The organism is Veillonella sp. oral taxon 780 str. F0422 (assembly GCF_000221605.1).
Classification (GTDB): Bacteria; Bacillota; Negativicutes; order Veillonellales; family Veillonellaceae; genus F0422.
Genome location: NZ_AFUJ01000002.1, coordinates 1 through 17,464, shown reverse-complemented (window position 1 = coordinate 17,464; position 17,464 = coordinate 1). Strand labels below are relative to the sequence as shown.

The following is a 17,464-nucleotide window of genomic DNA, read 5'->3' as shown; positions in this document are numbered from 1 at the left end:
TAAACCACTTACTTAGGTAGGTGGTTTTTTATTATGAGAAACGGATAATTAAGCCAATTATGGGTTTAAAATATTGTCATTATTACATAAAATACGATATAATATAGTGATATGTATAAGTATAATTTTTTGTTCAATTATACATCTTCAGACTTTCAATCTGTTTTGATGTATCAATTTGATGGTAGGAGATAATATGGACAAAGTATATGCAGTAGCTATGAGCGGTGGCGTAGATAGTTCTTTAACCGCTTCAATGTTATTAGAACAAGGGTATAAGGTATTTGGTATTACCTTGCGTTTGTGGGTAAGTGACACGGAGGAAGACGAAATTCCCCAAGCTGTGGTGGATGCGAAGAAGATGTGCGATTTTCTTGGTATTGAACATCATGTGGTAGATGCGAAAGATATTTTCAAAGATAATGTAGTAGATTACTTTATCACGGAATATTCCAATGGTCGTACACCGAATCCATGCGTGTTCTGTAATCGCAATATTAAATTCGATTTGTTATTACAACGTGCCTTATCCTTAGGGGCTACACACATGGTGACAGGTCATTATGCGCAGGTTATGTATAACGAGGCAGCACAGCGGTATGAATTACATAAAGGTGACGATCCAACGAAGGATCAAAGTTATGTATTGTACACATTAACTCAAGATATTTTAAAACATTTAGTCTTTCCTTTGGGGAATCAACCAAAAACGAAAACTCGCGAAATGGCTCATGAAAAAGAATTGCCTGTATGGGATAAACCAGATAGCTTAGATATCTGTTTCTTGCCGAATCACAATTACCAAGGGTTTATCGAAAAAACATCGAAATCGAAACCTAAATCAGGGCGTATTGTCCATGAAAATGGTGAGGTGTTAGGCACGCATAATGGATTATACAATTATACAATTGGACAACGTAAGGGCTTGGGCATTGCCTATGCATATCCTCTCTATGTTGTGAAATTAGATGGCGAAACGAATGAGGTTATCGTAGGTCCTAATGAAAGTTTATTCTCTCGCACGATGTTGTGTAACAACTATAACTTCCTAGACGGAGTTGTACCCACATCATTACAAGCAGAAGGTAAAATTCGGTATGCCGCGAAACCATCACCCTGTACTGTTACTTTCACAGAGGACGGTACTATGAAAGTTGAATTTACGGAACCACAACGCGCCATTACACCGGGTCAATCCGTCGTATTCTACGAAGGAAGTCGAGTTCTTGGTGGTGGTGTAATAGATATTGTTTGTTAGAAAGGGAAGTCATGAGTACATCACATATTCGTAATTTTTGTATCATTGCTCATATTGACCATGGTAAGTCCACGCTAGCGGATCGTTTAATCGAAGAAACTGGGTCTTTGACGAAACGAGAAATGCAAGCCCAAGTCTTAGACTCTATGGACCTAGAACGGGAACGGGGCATTACGATTAAAGCTCAATCCGTTCGTTTATTGCACACTGCAATAGATGGACAAGAATACACATTAAATTTAATCGACACACCAGGTCACGTGGACTTCAGCTATGAAGTATCCCGTTCCTTGGCAGCTTGCGAAGGAGCCTTGTTGGTGGTTGATGCTGCACAAGGTGTAGAGGCGCAAACTTTGGCCAATGTCTATTTAGCATTGGAACATGATTTGGAAATCATTCCTGTCATTAATAAAATTGATTTGCCAAGTGCAGATCCTGAACGTGTAAAACGTGAAATCGAAGATGTTATTGGATTAGATGCATCTGATGCTATTTTGGCCAGTGCTAAGTCTGGCATTGGTATTCAGGATATCTTAGAAGCGATTGTAGAGAAAATTCCTGCACCACCAGATCATTCTGATAAACCAGCACGTGCCTTAATTTTTGACTCTCGCTTTGACTCCTACAAAGGTGCCATTGCTTACGTGCGCGTGCAAGAAGGTTCTTTGAAAGTAAAAGATACCATTCGTATGATGCACAGTTCTAAGGATTTTGAGGTCACTGAATTAGGTGTATTTACACCGCATTTATTACCAGTCCAAGAATTACCATGTGGCTCTGTAGGCTGTGTAGCGGCAAGTATTAAAAATGTTCGTGACTGTCGTGTAGGGGATACTATCACAAAAGCAGATAATCCAGCTGAAGAACCATTACCAGGATACCGCAAAGCCGTGTCCATGGTATATTGTGGTCTATACCCAACAGATTCCAAAGATTATGAAAACTTACGAGATGCCCTAGAAAAATTAAATTTAAACGATGCTGCTTTAGAATACGAAGCAGAAACATCCTTAGCACTAGGCTTTGGATTCCGTTGCGGTTTCCTTGGGCTATTACACATGGATGTCATCCAAGAACGATTGGAACGAGAATATAATCTATCCTTGATTACGACCGCTCCAAGTGTAAACTATAAGGTATACAAAACAAATGGGGAAGTCATCGAAGTGGATAACCCTGCTAAATTACCGCCACCAACTGAAATTGACTATGTAGAAGAGCCATATGTAAAGGCAACCACTATCGTCCCTAAAGATTATGTAGGGGCTATTATGGAACTTTCACAGGACAAACGTGGGGAATACATCAGCATGGAATACATTGATGAAAGCCGTGTATCCATCGTGTATCATTTGCCACTAGGGGAAATCATTTACGATTATTTCGATAAATTGAAATCTGCTACGAAAGGCTACGCATCCTTGGACTATGAATTGATTGGCTACCAACAATCTCCAATGGTGAAAATGGATATCTTGCTAAATGGAGATCCTGTCGATGCCTTGAGTATTATCGTTCACAAAGATCGCGCTCAATTACGTGGCCGTGCTCTCGCTGAGAAACTAAAAGAATTGATTCCACGTCAAAACTTTGAAATTCCAATCCAAGCGGCAGTAGGCACAAAAATTGTAGCACGTGAAACGGTAAAAGCATGGCGCAAAGACGTATTGGCAAAATGTTACGGCGGTGATATTTCCCGTAAACGTAAATTGCTAGAAAAACAAAAAGAAGGTAAAAAACGGATGAAAGCTGTAGGGTCTGTAGAGATTCCACAAGAGGCATTCATGGCGATTTTGAAGGTAGAAAACTAATGAATACAACTCGTATTCCAGTAGGTCACAGGGGAATGTATATCCACATTCCCTTTTGCCGTCAAAAGTGTACCTACTGTGATTTCCCTTCGTACCAAGGATTAGAAGACTATTTTGATGTCTATGCCTATGCGTTGCGACAAGAGATTGAGTCTAGTCAATCCCTGTTAGGAACCGAGCCTTTTGATACGATTTACTTCGGCGGTGGTACACCGACGGAATTGCCCATTAAGGAATTGAGTCGTATATTAGAGACAGTATACAAGCATTACACCATCAACAGCGATGTGGAAATTACCATAGAGGCAAATCCAGGTGAGGTGGATGCACAATACTTGCGACACTTATATGAGCTTGGCATCAACCGTATCAGTTTCGGTGTGCAAACATTTCGTGATGACCATTTGCGTGTATTGCACCGAACTCACACGGCAAAGATGGCACAGCAATCTGTCCTAGATGCCTATGAGGTAGGCTTCCGCAATATTAGTATTGATCAAATTTATGGATTGCCCCGACAAACATTGGAAGACATTTCTTATAATCTAGAGGTCATTCAGTCTTTGCCCATAAATCATATCTCTATCTATGGCCTGCAAGTGGAACCTAGTACCTTATTGCATCGCCAAGTTATGGATCATTCGGTCATATTACCGTCTGAAGATATATGCGAACAGATGTACGACTATCTTTTAGAAGGGTTAGAAAAACAGATGTTCGATAGATACGAAATTGCTAGTTTTGGTAAAGATGGGGCTTTCAGTCGTCATAATATCAAATATTGGCATGGCGCTGATTACATCGGCTTTGGTGCTGGTGCCCATTCCTTTGTTGGGAATCGGCGATTTCAGAATACTCCTTACGTCGTACCTTACATCCATAAGATTGAAATGGGTGAAAGTCCTTGCATAGAGGAAGAAATTATCACGAGTCCTCGTGCCTATGAAGATTTTTGCTTTCTTGCATTGCGCACAAAGTGGGGGTTAGTACCTAGTTTATTTGAAAGTCGATTTAATCTAGACTTTCATAATATATATGGATCTGTCATTGCAGATCTAATACGTAAACAATTGCTTGTTTATGAAGATGATGCATATCGTCTCACTAAGGAAGGGGCCAAGCATGGGAATTATGTGTTTAGTCAGTTCCTTACGTCCTAAGTAGGAATGTACGCCCATACAGTTAATTTAGGAGAATTTTATGAAAACAGCAGTTATTTTACATGCCTTATTCAGTGAGTTCACATACGAGCAAATGGAGGCAATTTTTAGCCTAGCGAAAGAACATAATGGAAAGTTCCGTATCGTTCCTACAGGCATTCAAATTTATAACATTACAAAAGAACAAAAGGAATCCATCTTGGAACACTTACCAGATGGAGTGGTGCAAGTACAACATAAATCGGTGAACTCCATCGTGGCATGCCGCGGTACAGATGGATGTAGCCATGCCTTTATGGAAACCATTCCGATGGCGACTATGGTAGACCAAAAACACTACGGCAAAGATATGCCGAATAAAATTCGCATCGGCATCAGCGGTTGCCCACGATGCTGCGCTGAATCCATGATTAAAGATATCGGCCTAGTGGGAAAACCAAATGGCTTTACCTTAGTAGCAGGTGGCACAAGCGGCGCCTTACCTCGAAAAGCAATTACCTTGCTAGAAGGATTATCCCCGGAAGAAGCAGAGCAGAAAATCTCAGAGCTTTTAGAATGGTATAGCACTAATGCGAAGCCAAAAGAGAAGTTTGAGCATGTATTACAACGATTGGGGAATCCATTTCAGTAAAACGTCACTTGTGATGTTATGTAGCCTGTGGCTAACTAAACTAAATATATTAAAAGGAAGAGCACGGTATACTCCTCACAAACGGTATTTCATAATGTTTATGAAGGAGGACACCGCGCGCTTCTTGCATTAGAATAATATATGCAAAAAATCGCCACAAGGCTACTACACTTAATGGCGTTCTTTTGGGGGCGTGATTGAATTAATTATGCGTCGATGTAAAAATCCCCCTCCTCTATATAACAGAGGGGGGGATTTTTCGCACAGGTCCCCGTAGGGATTGTTGCACTGCTCCTGTTTCTATTTTAGTGAATGAAGAAATATATGTCAATTTTAATTACTACTAATTCTTATAAATGGAAACATAGGAATTCTGTATTATATTACATCAAATGCGATATCTTAGGTAATGAGAGTAAATTAACGGATAGTTTTATAGTACACCCCAGCTTTTGGATTAGTGATACGTAATTTAAGCGGTTCTTCATCATTAATGATGTATAACGTATCTTCTTCAAGTCCAGTCCATTCTAATGATATGGAAGTTTCACCTGTAGTGATACCAAGTTCTTCCAAGGGTGGAATATACAGCAGTCGTAGTCCTTTAGGTAGGAGCGTACTGCTTTTTTTTATGAACTGTAATTCTTCTCCGTGTTTTGCATAGTCCAATATGTGTGCTAATTCGTTATGATGATCTTCGTTTATTAAATCATGAACTTGTGCTTGCTCGACATGTACAAAATTTTCAATGTCATCACGTTGTAATACAATAAATTTCATATACTACCTTTCCTTTATAGAAATCATTAATCTAAAACAAGATTAAGCTAAGGCCTAGCATCTTACAAAGCCTAATATCTTAATAGTTACCAATATTTAATCTTAATATCATTATACTATCAATTCTATGACGATACAATTATAAAAGGGAGTATACATCGATTAAATCTCACACCGAGTAGATGCGTTAGTGAGGTATGTCTATATAATGCACTATGTAAGAGCTAACGTAGAGGATCACAGCAACGCTCGCCCTCAAACTTCCACCAGATTGGATGCGTTGGTGAGGTATGTCAAGTTAATAGTCTAATTGATGACAACCCCAGAAGAGCACGGCATGTTCCGGAGCAAATCTCAGTGGAACGTAAATTTGTGTAGGAATGTGCCGTGCTCTTCCCTTTGCCCAAATTAGTACTGACATATCTCACCAAACCAAACAATTAAAAAGTTTGTTTTTTTGACTAATACGGTATTTACTGAACTTTCACCAATTTTTCACTTGACATATGTTGTAAATATGATACTATATATCTTGTAGTTAGCACTCAACCTTAGTGAGTGCTAATAATAAAGAGGTGATACTATGGATGAAAGGAAAGAGCGCATTCTGCGTGCTATCATTCAAGATTACATTAAAACAGCGGAACCGGTTGGTTCTCGTACAATCGCAAAGAATTATGATTTAGGTATCAGTCCTGCGACGGTACGAAATGAAATGGCTGATTTAGAAGATCTTGGCTTTCTTGAACAACCTCATACATCAGCAGGTCGCATACCTTCGGCAAAAGGCTACCAGTACTATGTAGACACTTTACAGGGGTTTGAAGACGATGCTGCTGAAGATATTCCTGTAATTCAAGAGTTATGGCAGACTCATCAACAAGAACTTGATGATTTTTTTGTAGAAATAGCAAAACTTATTTCTCGTATTAGTCATAATGTGAGTATGTTTTTAGCTCCCGCCCATGATTCATCTACTATAACCTATATCCATGTTCTGCCTATTGATGAACATAGAGCGGTCATGGTGGTGGTAACGAATACAGGTGCTTTGGATAATGAGCCAATTTATTTTACGGAACCTATTAATAAAGAAGAATTAGCTATACATGCACATCGCTTTAATAGTGTGCTCCATGACGTATCCATCCAGGATATTACGCAAGAAAACTTAGATAAAATGCGGGTAACTTTAGATTTACAAGATACAACGTATGTAGTTTTTTGTGACACATTATATCGAGCCATTGCTAAGCGAAAACTCTTCTATACAATAGGAACTACATCCTTATTAGAACAACCAGAGTTTAACGATATTAAACGGGCCCAATCACTGTTAGCCTTATTAGAACAACAAGATGAGTTAACCCAATTATTAACGCCAAACTCTAGTAGTCCTATCGATGTAAAAATAGGTCACTCCAACGAACTGGTGAAAGATATCAGCGTCATCCAAGCAAGTTTCAATGTTCCTCATCAAGTAGGTACCCTCGCCATCGTAGGGCCTACACGAATGGAATATGGACGTATTATGGGTATTCTCGCTTATATTAATAAGTGTATGGAAGAGTTACAAGGAAAACGATAAATATTGTAAAGAGGTGAAGTATGGAAGAAAATAAACAAGAAGAAACGGTCACTCCTGAAGTGGAAGTTTTGGAAGAAGAAGCTCCTGAAGCAGTAGATCCTACGAAAGAATGGGAGCAACGATACATGCGTTTGCAAGCAGATTTTGAAAACTTCAGACGTCGTACGAACCAAGAAAAAGAACAACTAGGGGTCTTTGTTAAATCTCATGTTATTGAAGATTTACTCCCTGTGTTAGATAATTTTGAAAGAGCACTTTCAGCACCGGAAACGCCGGAAACAAAGGCTTTCATGGATGGATTTGTAATGATTCACCAAAGCTTGATGGCAAGCCTTTCCAAACAAGGATTAGCAGTCATCGAAGCTGTGGGACAACCATTTGATCCAAATTATCACCAAGCTATCATGCGTGTGCCAGCAGAAGATATGGAAGATGACACCGTATGCGAAGTACTACAAACTGGTTATACTGTAGAAGGCCGTGTGGTACGTCCAGCGATGGTGAAAGTAGTTCACAATGGATAAGTAATAAATAATTATAATTAACATATTAGAAGAAGTATTAGGAGGTCATGTTAAATGGCAAAAGTAATTGGTATTGACTTAGGTACTACAAATTCTTGTTTCGCAGTGATGGAAGGCGGCGAACCAACTGTTATTACAAACCAAGAGGGAGCTAGAACAACTCCTTCCGTAGTAGGTTTCGCGAAAAATGGCGAACGTTTAGTAGGTCAATTGGCTAAACGTCAAGCGGTTTCCAACCCTGAAAACACAATCATTTCTATCAAACGTCATATGGGTACAGATTACAAAGTGAATGTAGAAGGTAAATCCTATACACCACAAGAAATCTCTGCTATGATTTTACAAAAAATTAAAGCTGATGCAGAAGCTCATTTGGGCGAACCTGTAAAACAAGCAGTTATCACGGTTCCTGCTTACTTTACTGACTCTCAACGTCAAGCGACAAAAGACGCTGGTACAGTAGCAGGCTTAGAAGTATTACGTATTATCAACGAACCTACAGCAGCTGCCTTAGCATACGGCGTAGATAAAGGTGAAGATGGTAAAATCCTTGTATTCGACCTTGGCGGTGGTACATTCGACGTATCTATCCTTGAATTGGGTGAAGGCGTATTTGAAGTATTGGCAACATCTGGTAACAACCATTTAGGTGGTGACGACTTTGACCAACGCATTATGGATTATTTAATCAGCGAATTCAAAAAAGAAACTGGTATCGATTTATCCAATGACAAATTAGCTGACCAACGCTTAAAAGAAGCTGCTGAAAAAGCTAAAATTGAGTTGTCTGGCGTAGCCAGCACACAAATCAACTTGCCATTCATCACAGCGGATGCAACAGGTCCTAAACATTTAGACGTAACATTGACTCGTGCTAAATTCGATGAATTGACTCGTGACCTTGTAGAAGCAACTATCGAACCTACTCGTAAAGCTATGAAAGATGCTGGTTTATCTGCTTCTGAAATTGACAAAGTATTGTTAGTAGGCGGATCTACTCGTATTCCTGCAGTACAAGATGCGATCAAACGCGAATTAGGTAAAGAACCAACTAAAAACATCAACCCTGACGAATGTGTAGCTATCGGTGCTGCGATTCAAGGTGGTGTATTAGTAGGTGAAGTAAAAGACGTATTGTTACTTGACGTAACTCCATTGTCTTTAGGTATCGAAACTATGGGTGGTATTTTCACTCGTATTATCGACCGCAATACAACAATCCCTACATCTAAATCTCAAGTATTCTCCACAGCAGCAGATAACCAACCTTCCGTTGATATCCATGTATTACAAGGGGAACGTGACATGGCTGCAGCTAACAAAACATTGGGCCGTTTTGAATTGTCCGGTATCCCAGCAGCTCCTCGTGGAGTACCTAAAATCGAAGTTACATTCAACATCGATGCTAACGGTATCGTTAATGTAAAAGCAAAAGATCTTGGTACTGGTAAAGAGCAAGCAATCACAATTACATCATCTTCCGGTTTAAGCGATGAAGAAATCGACCGCATGGTAAAAGAAGCTGAAACACATGCAGCTGAAGATAAAGCTAAAAAAGAAGAAGTAGAAGTGAAAAACAATGCTGATAACTTGGTATACCAAGCTGAAAAAGCAGTGAAAGACTTTGAAGGTAAAGCTGATGCAGCGCAATTAGAAGCTGTTAAAAAAGCGACAGAAACGTTAAAAGCATCTATTGAGTCTGGCGATATTGAAAAAATTAAAGCTGATAGCGAAGCATTGACAGCTCCTTTATACGAATTGTCCTCTAAAATGTACGAACAAGCGCAAGCACAAGGCGAACAAGGTGGACAAGAAGCTCCTAAACAAGACGATAATGTAGTAGACGCTGACTACACTGTAGTTGACGAAGAGAAAAAATAATAAGAAGGGACATAGATAATGGCTCGTGATTATTATGACGTCCTTGGCGTCGACAAAAATGCATCCCAAGATGAAATTAAGAAAGCCTTTCGTAAGAAAGCACGTCAATACCATCCAGATGTAAATCGAGACAATCCAGAAGAGGCAGAAAAGAACTTTAAAGAAGTGAATGAAGCCTATGAAGTATTGTCTGATGACACTAAAAAAGCACAATATGACCAATACGGTCATGATGCCTTTACTGCTGGCGGAGGAAACTCCGCTGGTGGATTTAATGGTGGCTTCGGTGGCGGTGGCTTTGGTGGATTTGGCGGTGGTGGCGGATTTGAAGATATTTTTGGTAATATCTTTGACATGTTCGGCGGCGGTGGTGGCCGAGGTCAACGTGGTCCAGAGCGCGGTGCCGATTTACGCCAAGATGTACGCATTTCATTCCGAGATGCTGTGTTTGGCACGACAATGAAAGTTAATGTACAACGCCATGAAGAGTGTGATCATTGTCATGGTACAGGTGGTGAGCCTGGTTCTAAAGTAGAAACATGTCCAAACTGTCATGGTTCCGGACAAGAGGCTGTTATTCAAAATACGCCATTTGGTCGTATGCAAACGGTTCGCACATGTTCTCGATGTGGTGGACAAGGTAAAATTGTTGAAAAACCTTGTAAAGTATGTCGTGGACAAGGACAATCTATTAAACGCCGTGATATTGAAATTAAAATACCTGCTGGTGTCGATGATGGAGCACGTTTGCGTGTATCTGGTGAAGGTGAGCCAGGTACATTAGGTGGTCCTAAAGGCGATTTGTATGTGTATATTTCTGTAGCCAGAGATAAGGAGTTTGAACGTAGTGGTAATGATGTTGTACTTCGTCAAACTATCTCTTTCTCACAAGCTGCATTAGGTGCTACTATACAAGTTCCTACTTTAGAAGGTAAAGTGGAGTTAAAAATCCCTGAAGGCACACAAACTGGTACTACTTTCAGAATCAAAGGACAAGGTGTTCCGTATTTACGTCAACCAAGCCAACGTGGTGATCAACACGTAGTTGTCACTGTGGAAACACCTAAAAAATTGACAGATAAACAACGTCAATTATTAGTTGAGTTTGCTGCAGAAAACAAAGAAGATGTAAATACTTTGAAAGTGAACAAAAGCATATTAGAAAATTTAAGTGATAAGGTGAAACAGTTATTTTGCCAAGATTAAAACTTGGTAAGTAAGGAGTCATCTATGAAATGGATAGAAATATCCATTACTGTAGAAGTGGCAGTCATTGATGAAATGGCTGCCATTTTTAATAATATAGAGAGTAATGGATACATAGAAGAAACAATAGAAAATAACCCCAACTTAAGCCGTGTGACCATCTATTTAGGCGTAGATAAAGATGAGAAGCAATGGAAACAGATCATAGAAACAGCTTTACAAGATGCTAATATTTCTTATAAAGATATGGTAAGTAAAACTGTAGACGATGAGCAATGGTATCATAGTTGGCAACAATATATTATGCCTACGAGATTGTTGCAAGAATTGGTGATTTGTCCCGCTTGGCAAAGCTATGATGCCTCTACAGATCCACTCGCTACAGAACAAGATGTGGTAATGACCATGGATACAAAGCTTTCTTTCGGCACAGGGGACCATGAAACTACGAGAAACTGTGCCACTTTATTAGGCAAATATATACACCGTATTCCCACAGATTTGAGCCAACAGGTTTGCCTAGATATTGGTACTGGCACAGGTATTTTATTACTAGCAGCCCATCATTTAGGGATACCTAACCTAGTGGGCATCGACCTAGAAGAAGAGGCAGCTATACAAGCCAAGGAAAACTGTGAAAATAATGGTATTGAGGCAACCATCATTCATGGCAATTTAAGCGATGACTTTCACGGTAAAGCTCATCTTATACTAGCGAATTTAACAGTAGATCCTCTAAAAATTTTATTGCCTATGATTAGGGAAAAACTACACGATAATGGTATACTAATAATAAGTGGTATTGTGGACGATCGGTATGATGAAATTATGCCGTATATTACTAACCACTGGACTATTATCGAAGAAATAGTAGAGGGCCCTTGGCATACCTTTGCCTTGGCATAAGATAGGAATTATATGAAAAAATATTTATTGATGGCATTATTGATGAAAGTATCCAATTACCAGCAGATACAGCACATCATCTCTTTCATGTATTGCGCCATTCTAAAGAGGAACCGTTTATTGTGAGCAATCATGAAGGGAATACAGGTGAATTTGTGTTAATATCTGAGGAATCAGATATATATATGGCAAAACGATTACGTACCCTTGATATGTCTACATCAGCTATGAAAGTAGTATTAATTCAATCCTTTTTGAAAGGCGATAAGTTCGAGTTTTTATTGCAAAAGGCTACGGAATTAAACGTTCATCACATCTACGGTGTATCTTCTGTCCATTGTGTAGCTAAATATGATGCTAAAAAATTAAACGCCAAGAAAAGTAGATGGGAAAAGATTATCATAGAAGCAAGCCAACAATGTGGTCGCCCTAATGTACCTACATTAACAGTAGAACAGTCACTTTCAGAGGTACTGCAAACGTTGCAATCTGATGAGGGAGTTCTCTTGTTAGGTGCCTATGAACGAGAAGATGACAAGACGATCAAAGATATTTTACAAACACAGTTACATACTAATTCATACCATACCATAGCCATTTGCATTGGTCCTGAAGGTGGTTATAGCCCTACTGAAATGGAACTATTGGAATCCTGTGGAGGCCATAAGGTTAGCCTAGGCTCCACTATATTACGAGCTGAAACAGCGGCATTAAGTGCTGTGAGTATGATTCAATATGAATTACTAGATTAGGAGTCTCATGAAGACAGTTGCATTTACAACCTTAGGGTGTCGTGTCAATCAATATGATACGGATGCCATGAAAGGTTTATTTATAAAAGCAGGATATACACCTGTTGGTTTCGATGAAGAAGCCGCTATTTATGTGATTAATACTTGTTCTGTAACAAATATGGGAGAGAAAAAATCACGCCAATTAATTCGACAAGCAAAACGCCGTAATCCAGAAGCATTTATCGTAGTCACAGGCTGTTATGCCCAATTGGCGCCAGAAGTGATTTCTGCTATCGATGGGGTCAACCTTGTGATCGGTACAGCGAATCGAAATAAAATTGTAGAATTAGTAGAAAATATTCCATCTACAGAAGAACAGATTTCCATCGTTCGTAATGTAATGGAAGAGTCTACCTTTGAAGAAATGCCTTTATTTGGCAATGAAATTGAAAAATGTCGGGCTTTCATGAAGATACAAGAAGGGTGTAATAATTTCTGTTCCTTCTGTATCATTCCTTATACACGAGGAAAATTAAAGTCTAGAAAAATTGAAGACATCGTGGAAGAAGCAAAACGCCTGGTTGCTTATGGGTATAAAGAGGTTGTCCTCACAGGGATACATCTCGGTAACTATGGTATTGAACTACCTGAGCGACCAACCTTAGGCCGTGTTGTGCGTGAATTATTGACCATTGATGGCTTAGAACGCATTCGTTTTGGTTCTATTGAGTCTGTGGAAGTATCGGAAGAATTAATCGAGTTAATGGCAACGAACCCTCGTGTATGCCCTAACTTACACTTGCCGTTACAAGCAGGATCTGATCCAGTATTAAAATCCATGAACCGTCACTATAATTTGCAACAATACAAAGATTTAGTGAAGTATTTGCGTAGTCGCATTCCGAATCTATCCATTACAACAGATATTATCGCCGGATTCCCAGGGGAAACAGACGAATTATTCGAGGAAACCATGCGCACAGTGAAAGAAGTTGGTTTTACGCATATCCACGCTTTCCCATATTCCATTCGAGAAGGCACGCCAGCTGCTAAGATGGAAGACCAAGTTCCAGAAGCCGTGAAAAAGACACGAGTAGCCTTATTAAATCAACTTGGCAAGGAAGGCTTTAAAGCCTATGCTAACCGTTTCCTTAACCAACCTGTGAAGGTTCTCATCGAACAATGCGATGACTTTTACTATTATGGCTTAACCAATGAATACGTACATAGTAAAATACCTAAACAAGATCACCAATTCATTGTAGGGGATATTGTAAATGGTAAAGTGACAGAAGTACATAGCGATGTGGTGCTGGTGGAGATTTAGAACTAATTTGTTACGAGGTTCATCATCTAATGGAAAGAATTTTTTGAAGACATTTAATGATGAATTGATCGTATTTAAGAAATAAATAATAGACTATATAGAATATTTTTGATATAGTTAATATCATAGTATGTAAGTATCATACAGTAGATAAGAGAGGGGATTCCCATGAAAGAAGATTGCCTATTTTGTAAAATTATTAATAAAGAAATTCCAGCTAAGGTTGTATTAGAAAATGACAAGTTCTTGGCATTCCATGATATTGCTCCAGTAGCACCTGTGCATGTGTTGATCATTCCTAAGAACCATGTATCTAATATTGCTCATTTAAATGAAAATAATGAAGCCTATGTGGAAGGTATCTTGCCATTCGCTAAATTGGTAGCAAAAGAATTAGGTCTGGCCGCTGATGGATACCGTTTAACATTAAATACTGGCGCTAAAGCAGGTCAAACTGTATTCCATTTACATGCACATTTGTTGGGCGGTAAAGAATTAGGTTGGCCAAATATTGACTAATCTAGGAGGAACAAGTGTCAATAGAACAAACTATTATAAATCAATATAATGTGGATAATATTCTGCATTACTTTCAAGAAATTGCTAATATTCCTAGAAAATCTGGGTATGAACAAGCTATTTCCAATTATATTAAAGACTGGGCTCTAAACTTGGGCTTAGATGTGTTCCAGGATGAACAGTACAATCTAGTCATTAAAAAAGCCGGCACAGAGGGATATGAATCACATGAACCAGTGATTCTACAAGGTCATAAGGACATGGTTTGCACTAAATTAGAGTCTGTGGAGCATGACTTTATTAACAGCCCTATCGCTTTGCATGTAGAGAATGGTATCTTACATGCCAATGGAACTACGTTAGGGGCAGATGATGGCTTTGCATTAGCCTATGGCATGGCTATCTTAGCATCTACAATGATTCCACATCCTCCGTTAGAGGTAGTATTCACTGTAGAAGAAGAAACTACTTTCAAAGGTGTAAAAACATTAGATTACAGTCATTTACAAGGCAAACGTCTCATCAATATGGATGGAGAACGTATGAATGAAGTGACCATCGGCAGTGCTGGCGGTCATGGTTCTACCGTAACATTGCCTATTGCACAAGTATCTGTGAATAATGAAATGACCAAGCGTAGAATCACGATAGAAGGGTTAAAAGGTGGACATTCTGGTTGTGATATCCATTTAGGGCGGGGTAATGCCATTTATATCCTATCTAAGGTATTAGAACGTATCACAGGGGAACATAACATTCGCATCACAGAAGTAAGCGGTGGCAGTGCGCCTAATGCAATTCCATTACGTGCTTATGCTGATGTGTATCTACATTTACAGGATGTGCCGTATGTACAAGTTCTTTTACAAGAAGAACAAGATAAGTGGAATGCTCACTATGCATCAGTTGGTGAAAATATGACAATATCTTTATCTGTTGTACCTAAAGTAAATCGTGAAGATTTAGTGGAATTAGATTTAGATGCCATCACTATGGAACGTGCTTTCAGCGGTGACACTGTACAAAAACTATGTGCTCTTATTCAAGGAATTGAACAAGGCGTATTACAACATGCTCCTGGCAATCCGGATGAAGTATGGTACTCTAATAATATTGGTGTTTTGGGTATGGCAGATGATGCTGTTTACCTTAAAATGCAAGTACGCAGTACAGATACGAAGAACCTAGAGACTCATTATAAAGGCTTAGTGCAATTGGCAGAAACTCATGGTGCTACGACATCCCTTGAAAGCCCGTATCCAGGCTGGCTACCAACATTTGATAGTCCATTACAACAAGCCTATCAAAAGGCATATGAATCTGTGACAGGCGCTAAAGACTTACAGTTCAATGTGATCCATGCAGGTCTTGAAGTTGGCTATATGTTAGATAATTTACAAGGCCCTGTAGATGCTATTAACATTGGGCCAAACATTCATGACTTACATGCACCTACAGAACGTATGGAGTTAGAAAGTTTTGTTACTACTTGGAATGTATTGAAAGAGTTCTTAAAAAGCTTATAAAACAACATATTTGCCATTTATTTTGGCTTATGATATAATTACTTCCGATAACGATATATTATCGGAAGTAATTTTTTAGTTTAAAATAGCAATATAGGTACCAATACCTCTATATAGCATATTTGAGGCGCTTATGAGTCAATCTAACACACACTTCTATTTACGAAATTATAAAGAGATTATGAACAATTATAAGCTTAGTGACAAGGCTAAGTCTAGTATTTTATTATCTAAGGCAGAAAATACTGTAGATGCCTACGAATCTGACTGGATGGATTTTGTGGATTGGTGTCGACATAAACAAGAATCCTTTTTTCCTAGTTCACCAGAAATTATTGTCAATTATATTAATGATTTAGCTGATTACGCTAAGGCTAATACTATATCACGTCGCATTAGCGCCTTATCGGAAAACTTTAATGCTTCTGGTATTGAAAGTAATCCTTGTAGTGCTCCTATCGTTAAACAAGCTATGCGAGGTATACGTCGGTCCTTAGGCACTTACCAACAAGGTAAAACGCCTGTACTATTGGATGATCTTATGGATATCATAGACTATATGGAAACTGCCGATATAGCACCTATACAAAAACTACGTGATAAAGCTATATTATTATTAGGTTTTATGGGAGCTTTTCGACGTAGCGAATTATCGGCATTAACCGTAGAATGTTTAAAGTTTTTGCCACAAGGATTAGAAATCTTCGTATCCAGTTCAAAAGCCGACCAAGAAGGGCAAGGTGCTATCATAGCCATACCATATATCGAAAATGAGTCATTATGCGCTGTAAAGGCTGTCAAAGCATGGCTAAGATATGTTCCTATTACTACAGGTCCAGTTTTTAGAGGTTTTACGAAAAGTATGGGGATACGAAAAACTGCTATCAGCGATAAAAGTATTGCTGATATTGTAAAATACTATATGGCAGCTATTGGTGCAGATCCATCCTTATATGGAGCTCATAGTCTACGTCATGGATTTGCTACCACAGCCGCCCATTATGGCGTAGAAGAACGTAATATAATGAAACAAACTCGACACCATAGTGTCAATATGGTACGTCGTTATATTAATGAAGCCAATAAATTTGTAGATAATCCTATATCTTCTATATTCAAGCCTAAATAGCACCATATTAACTACATATTACTTGAGTTAGATGATGTATATTGAATCTCTATATAATCGTACATAGACTATATAATACAGAAAATAATCAGATACAATTCTGTCTCCAAAACATGAGAAAGAACAGACAAAAAAGACTGCATACCCCTATGAATAATACATAGGATATACAGTCTTTTTATTCTATCATTCAATATATATATTTTAATATTTTACCGAACATACACATGCTATAATTTAATTATTTGCCCAAGCTGTAATAAAACCGAACATAGTTTTTTCTTTCAGTGTAGGAATCATTAAAGTTTCTCCAGCACGTAATGCCTTACCATGCTGTAAATGATTAATTTCTTCGATCGCTACGATATACTCACGGATATCAATATCTTCAGTTTGCGCCAATGCCTTTTGAGAGATACTCCATAAGGTATCCCCAGCGTCTACTTGTACAGCTTTAATATTTTGAGTATCCATCTCTAATGTT

At 38.7% G+C, this 17,464-nt stretch carries 16 protein-coding genes; 14 read left to right on the top strand and 2 right to left on the bottom strand.

Translation table 11 applies throughout. The features are described from left to right. Window positions 1–196 precede the first annotated feature (196 nt). Genes mnmA through HMPREF9200_RS00220 form a run of 4 tightly spaced genes read left to right on the top strand, consistent with a single transcriptional unit; the run spans window position 197 to window position 4,860 of the window. A complete protein-coding gene (mnmA, locus tag HMPREF9200_RS00235; RefSeq protein ID WP_009352791.1) occupies window positions 197–1,258 on the top strand; it encodes a tRNA 2-thiouridine(34) synthase MnmA in 1,062 nt (353 codons plus the stop codon). 11 nt (window positions 1,259–1,269) lie between these two features. Further along, window positions 1,270–3,069: a translation elongation factor 4 gene (gene lepA / locus HMPREF9200_RS00230; protein WP_009352790.1), complete on the top strand. Its 1,800-nt coding sequence runs from the start codon at window positions 1,270–1,272 to the stop codon at window positions 3,067–3,069. Continuing rightward, a complete protein-coding gene (gene hemW, locus HMPREF9200_RS00225; RefSeq protein ID WP_038144323.1) occupies window positions 3,069–4,229 on the top strand; it encodes a radical SAM family heme chaperone HemW in 1,161 nt (386 codons plus the stop codon). The genes lepA and hemW overlap by 1 nt, the downstream gene beginning before the upstream one ends. 40 nt (window positions 4,230–4,269) lie before the next feature. Then, entirely contained in the window at window positions 4,270–4,860 is a 591-nt protein-coding gene (locus tag HMPREF9200_RS00220; RefSeq protein ID WP_009352785.1) for a nitrate/sulfite reductase, read from the top strand. 420 nt (window positions 4,861–5,280) lie between these two features. Here HMPREF9200_RS00220 and HMPREF9200_RS00215 read toward each other — a convergent pair whose 3' ends face one another. Continuing rightward, window positions 5,281–5,640: a hypothetical protein gene (locus tag HMPREF9200_RS00215; protein WP_009352770.1), complete on the bottom strand. Its 360-nt coding sequence runs from the start codon at window positions 5,638–5,640 to the stop codon at window positions 5,281–5,283. A gap of 583 nt (window positions 5,641–6,223) precedes the next feature. Between HMPREF9200_RS00215 and hrcA the strand changes: the two genes are divergently transcribed. From hrcA to HMPREF9200_RS00165, 10 genes are all read left to right on the top strand, one after another. After that, entirely contained in the window at window positions 6,224–7,228 is a 1,005-nt protein-coding gene (gene hrcA, locus HMPREF9200_RS00210) for a heat-inducible transcriptional repressor HrcA (RefSeq protein WP_009352776.1), read from the top strand. A 20-nt stretch (window positions 7,229–7,248) separates the two neighbouring features. Continuing rightward, the gene (gene grpE / locus HMPREF9200_RS00205; protein ID WP_009352775.1) at window positions 7,249–7,752 is read left to right on the top strand and encodes a nucleotide exchange factor GrpE; all 504 of its coding nucleotides are present in this window, start codon (window positions 7,249–7,251) and stop codon (window positions 7,750–7,752) included. A 54-nt stretch (window positions 7,753–7,806) separates the two neighbouring features. Next, entirely contained in the window at window positions 7,807–9,633 is a 1,827-nt protein-coding gene (gene dnaK / locus HMPREF9200_RS00200; RefSeq protein WP_009352778.1) for a molecular chaperone DnaK, read from the top strand. Between the two features lie 18 nt (window positions 9,634–9,651). Further along, window positions 9,652–10,839, top strand: a complete 1,188-nt coding sequence (gene dnaJ, locus HMPREF9200_RS00195; protein ID WP_009352787.1) for a molecular chaperone DnaJ — start codon at window positions 9,652–9,654, stop codon at window positions 10,837–10,839. A gap of 24 nt (window positions 10,840–10,863) precedes the next feature. Beyond that, on the top strand, window positions 10,864–11,745 hold the full coding sequence (locus tag HMPREF9200_RS00190; RefSeq protein ID WP_009352784.1) for a 50S ribosomal protein L11 methyltransferase: 882 nt from the start codon (window positions 10,864–10,866) through the stop codon (window positions 11,743–11,745). A 20-nt stretch (window positions 11,746–11,765) separates the two neighbouring features. Further along, complete coding sequence (locus tag HMPREF9200_RS00185; RefSeq protein WP_038144320.1) at window positions 11,766–12,497, top strand: 16S rRNA (uracil(1498)-N(3))-methyltransferase; 732 nt, start codon at window positions 11,766–11,768, stop codon at window positions 12,495–12,497. Window positions 12,498–12,504: 7 nt separating this feature from the next. Further along, window positions 12,505–13,806 (top strand): tRNA (N(6)-L-threonylcarbamoyladenosine(37)-C(2))-methylthiotransferase MtaB, encoded by a 1,302-nt coding sequence (gene mtaB / locus HMPREF9200_RS00180; protein WP_009352780.1) that lies wholly within the window; start codon window positions 12,505–12,507, stop codon window positions 13,804–13,806. A gap of 168 nt (window positions 13,807–13,974) precedes the next feature. Continuing rightward, a complete protein-coding gene (locus HMPREF9200_RS00175; protein ID WP_009352788.1) occupies window positions 13,975–14,325 on the top strand; it encodes a histidine triad nucleotide-binding protein in 351 nt (116 codons plus the stop codon). A 14-nt stretch (window positions 14,326–14,339) separates the two neighbouring features. Beyond that, the gene (gene pepD / locus HMPREF9200_RS00170) at window positions 14,340–15,851 is read left to right on the top strand and encodes a beta-Ala-His dipeptidase (protein WP_009352782.1); all 1,512 of its coding nucleotides are present in this window, start codon (window positions 14,340–14,342) and stop codon (window positions 15,849–15,851) included. Window positions 15,852–15,984: 133 nt separating this feature from the next. After that, window positions 15,985–16,980, top strand: a complete 996-nt coding sequence (locus HMPREF9200_RS00165) for a site-specific integrase (protein ID WP_009352786.1) — start codon at window positions 15,985–15,987, stop codon at window positions 16,978–16,980. 237 nt (window positions 16,981–17,217) lie between these two features. Here HMPREF9200_RS00165 and HMPREF9200_RS00160 read toward each other — a convergent pair. Further along, window positions 17,218–17,464, bottom strand: a 247-nt coding sequence (locus HMPREF9200_RS00160; protein ID WP_038144318.1) for a LysM peptidoglycan-binding domain-containing protein, incomplete at its 5' end; no start/stop codon positions are given.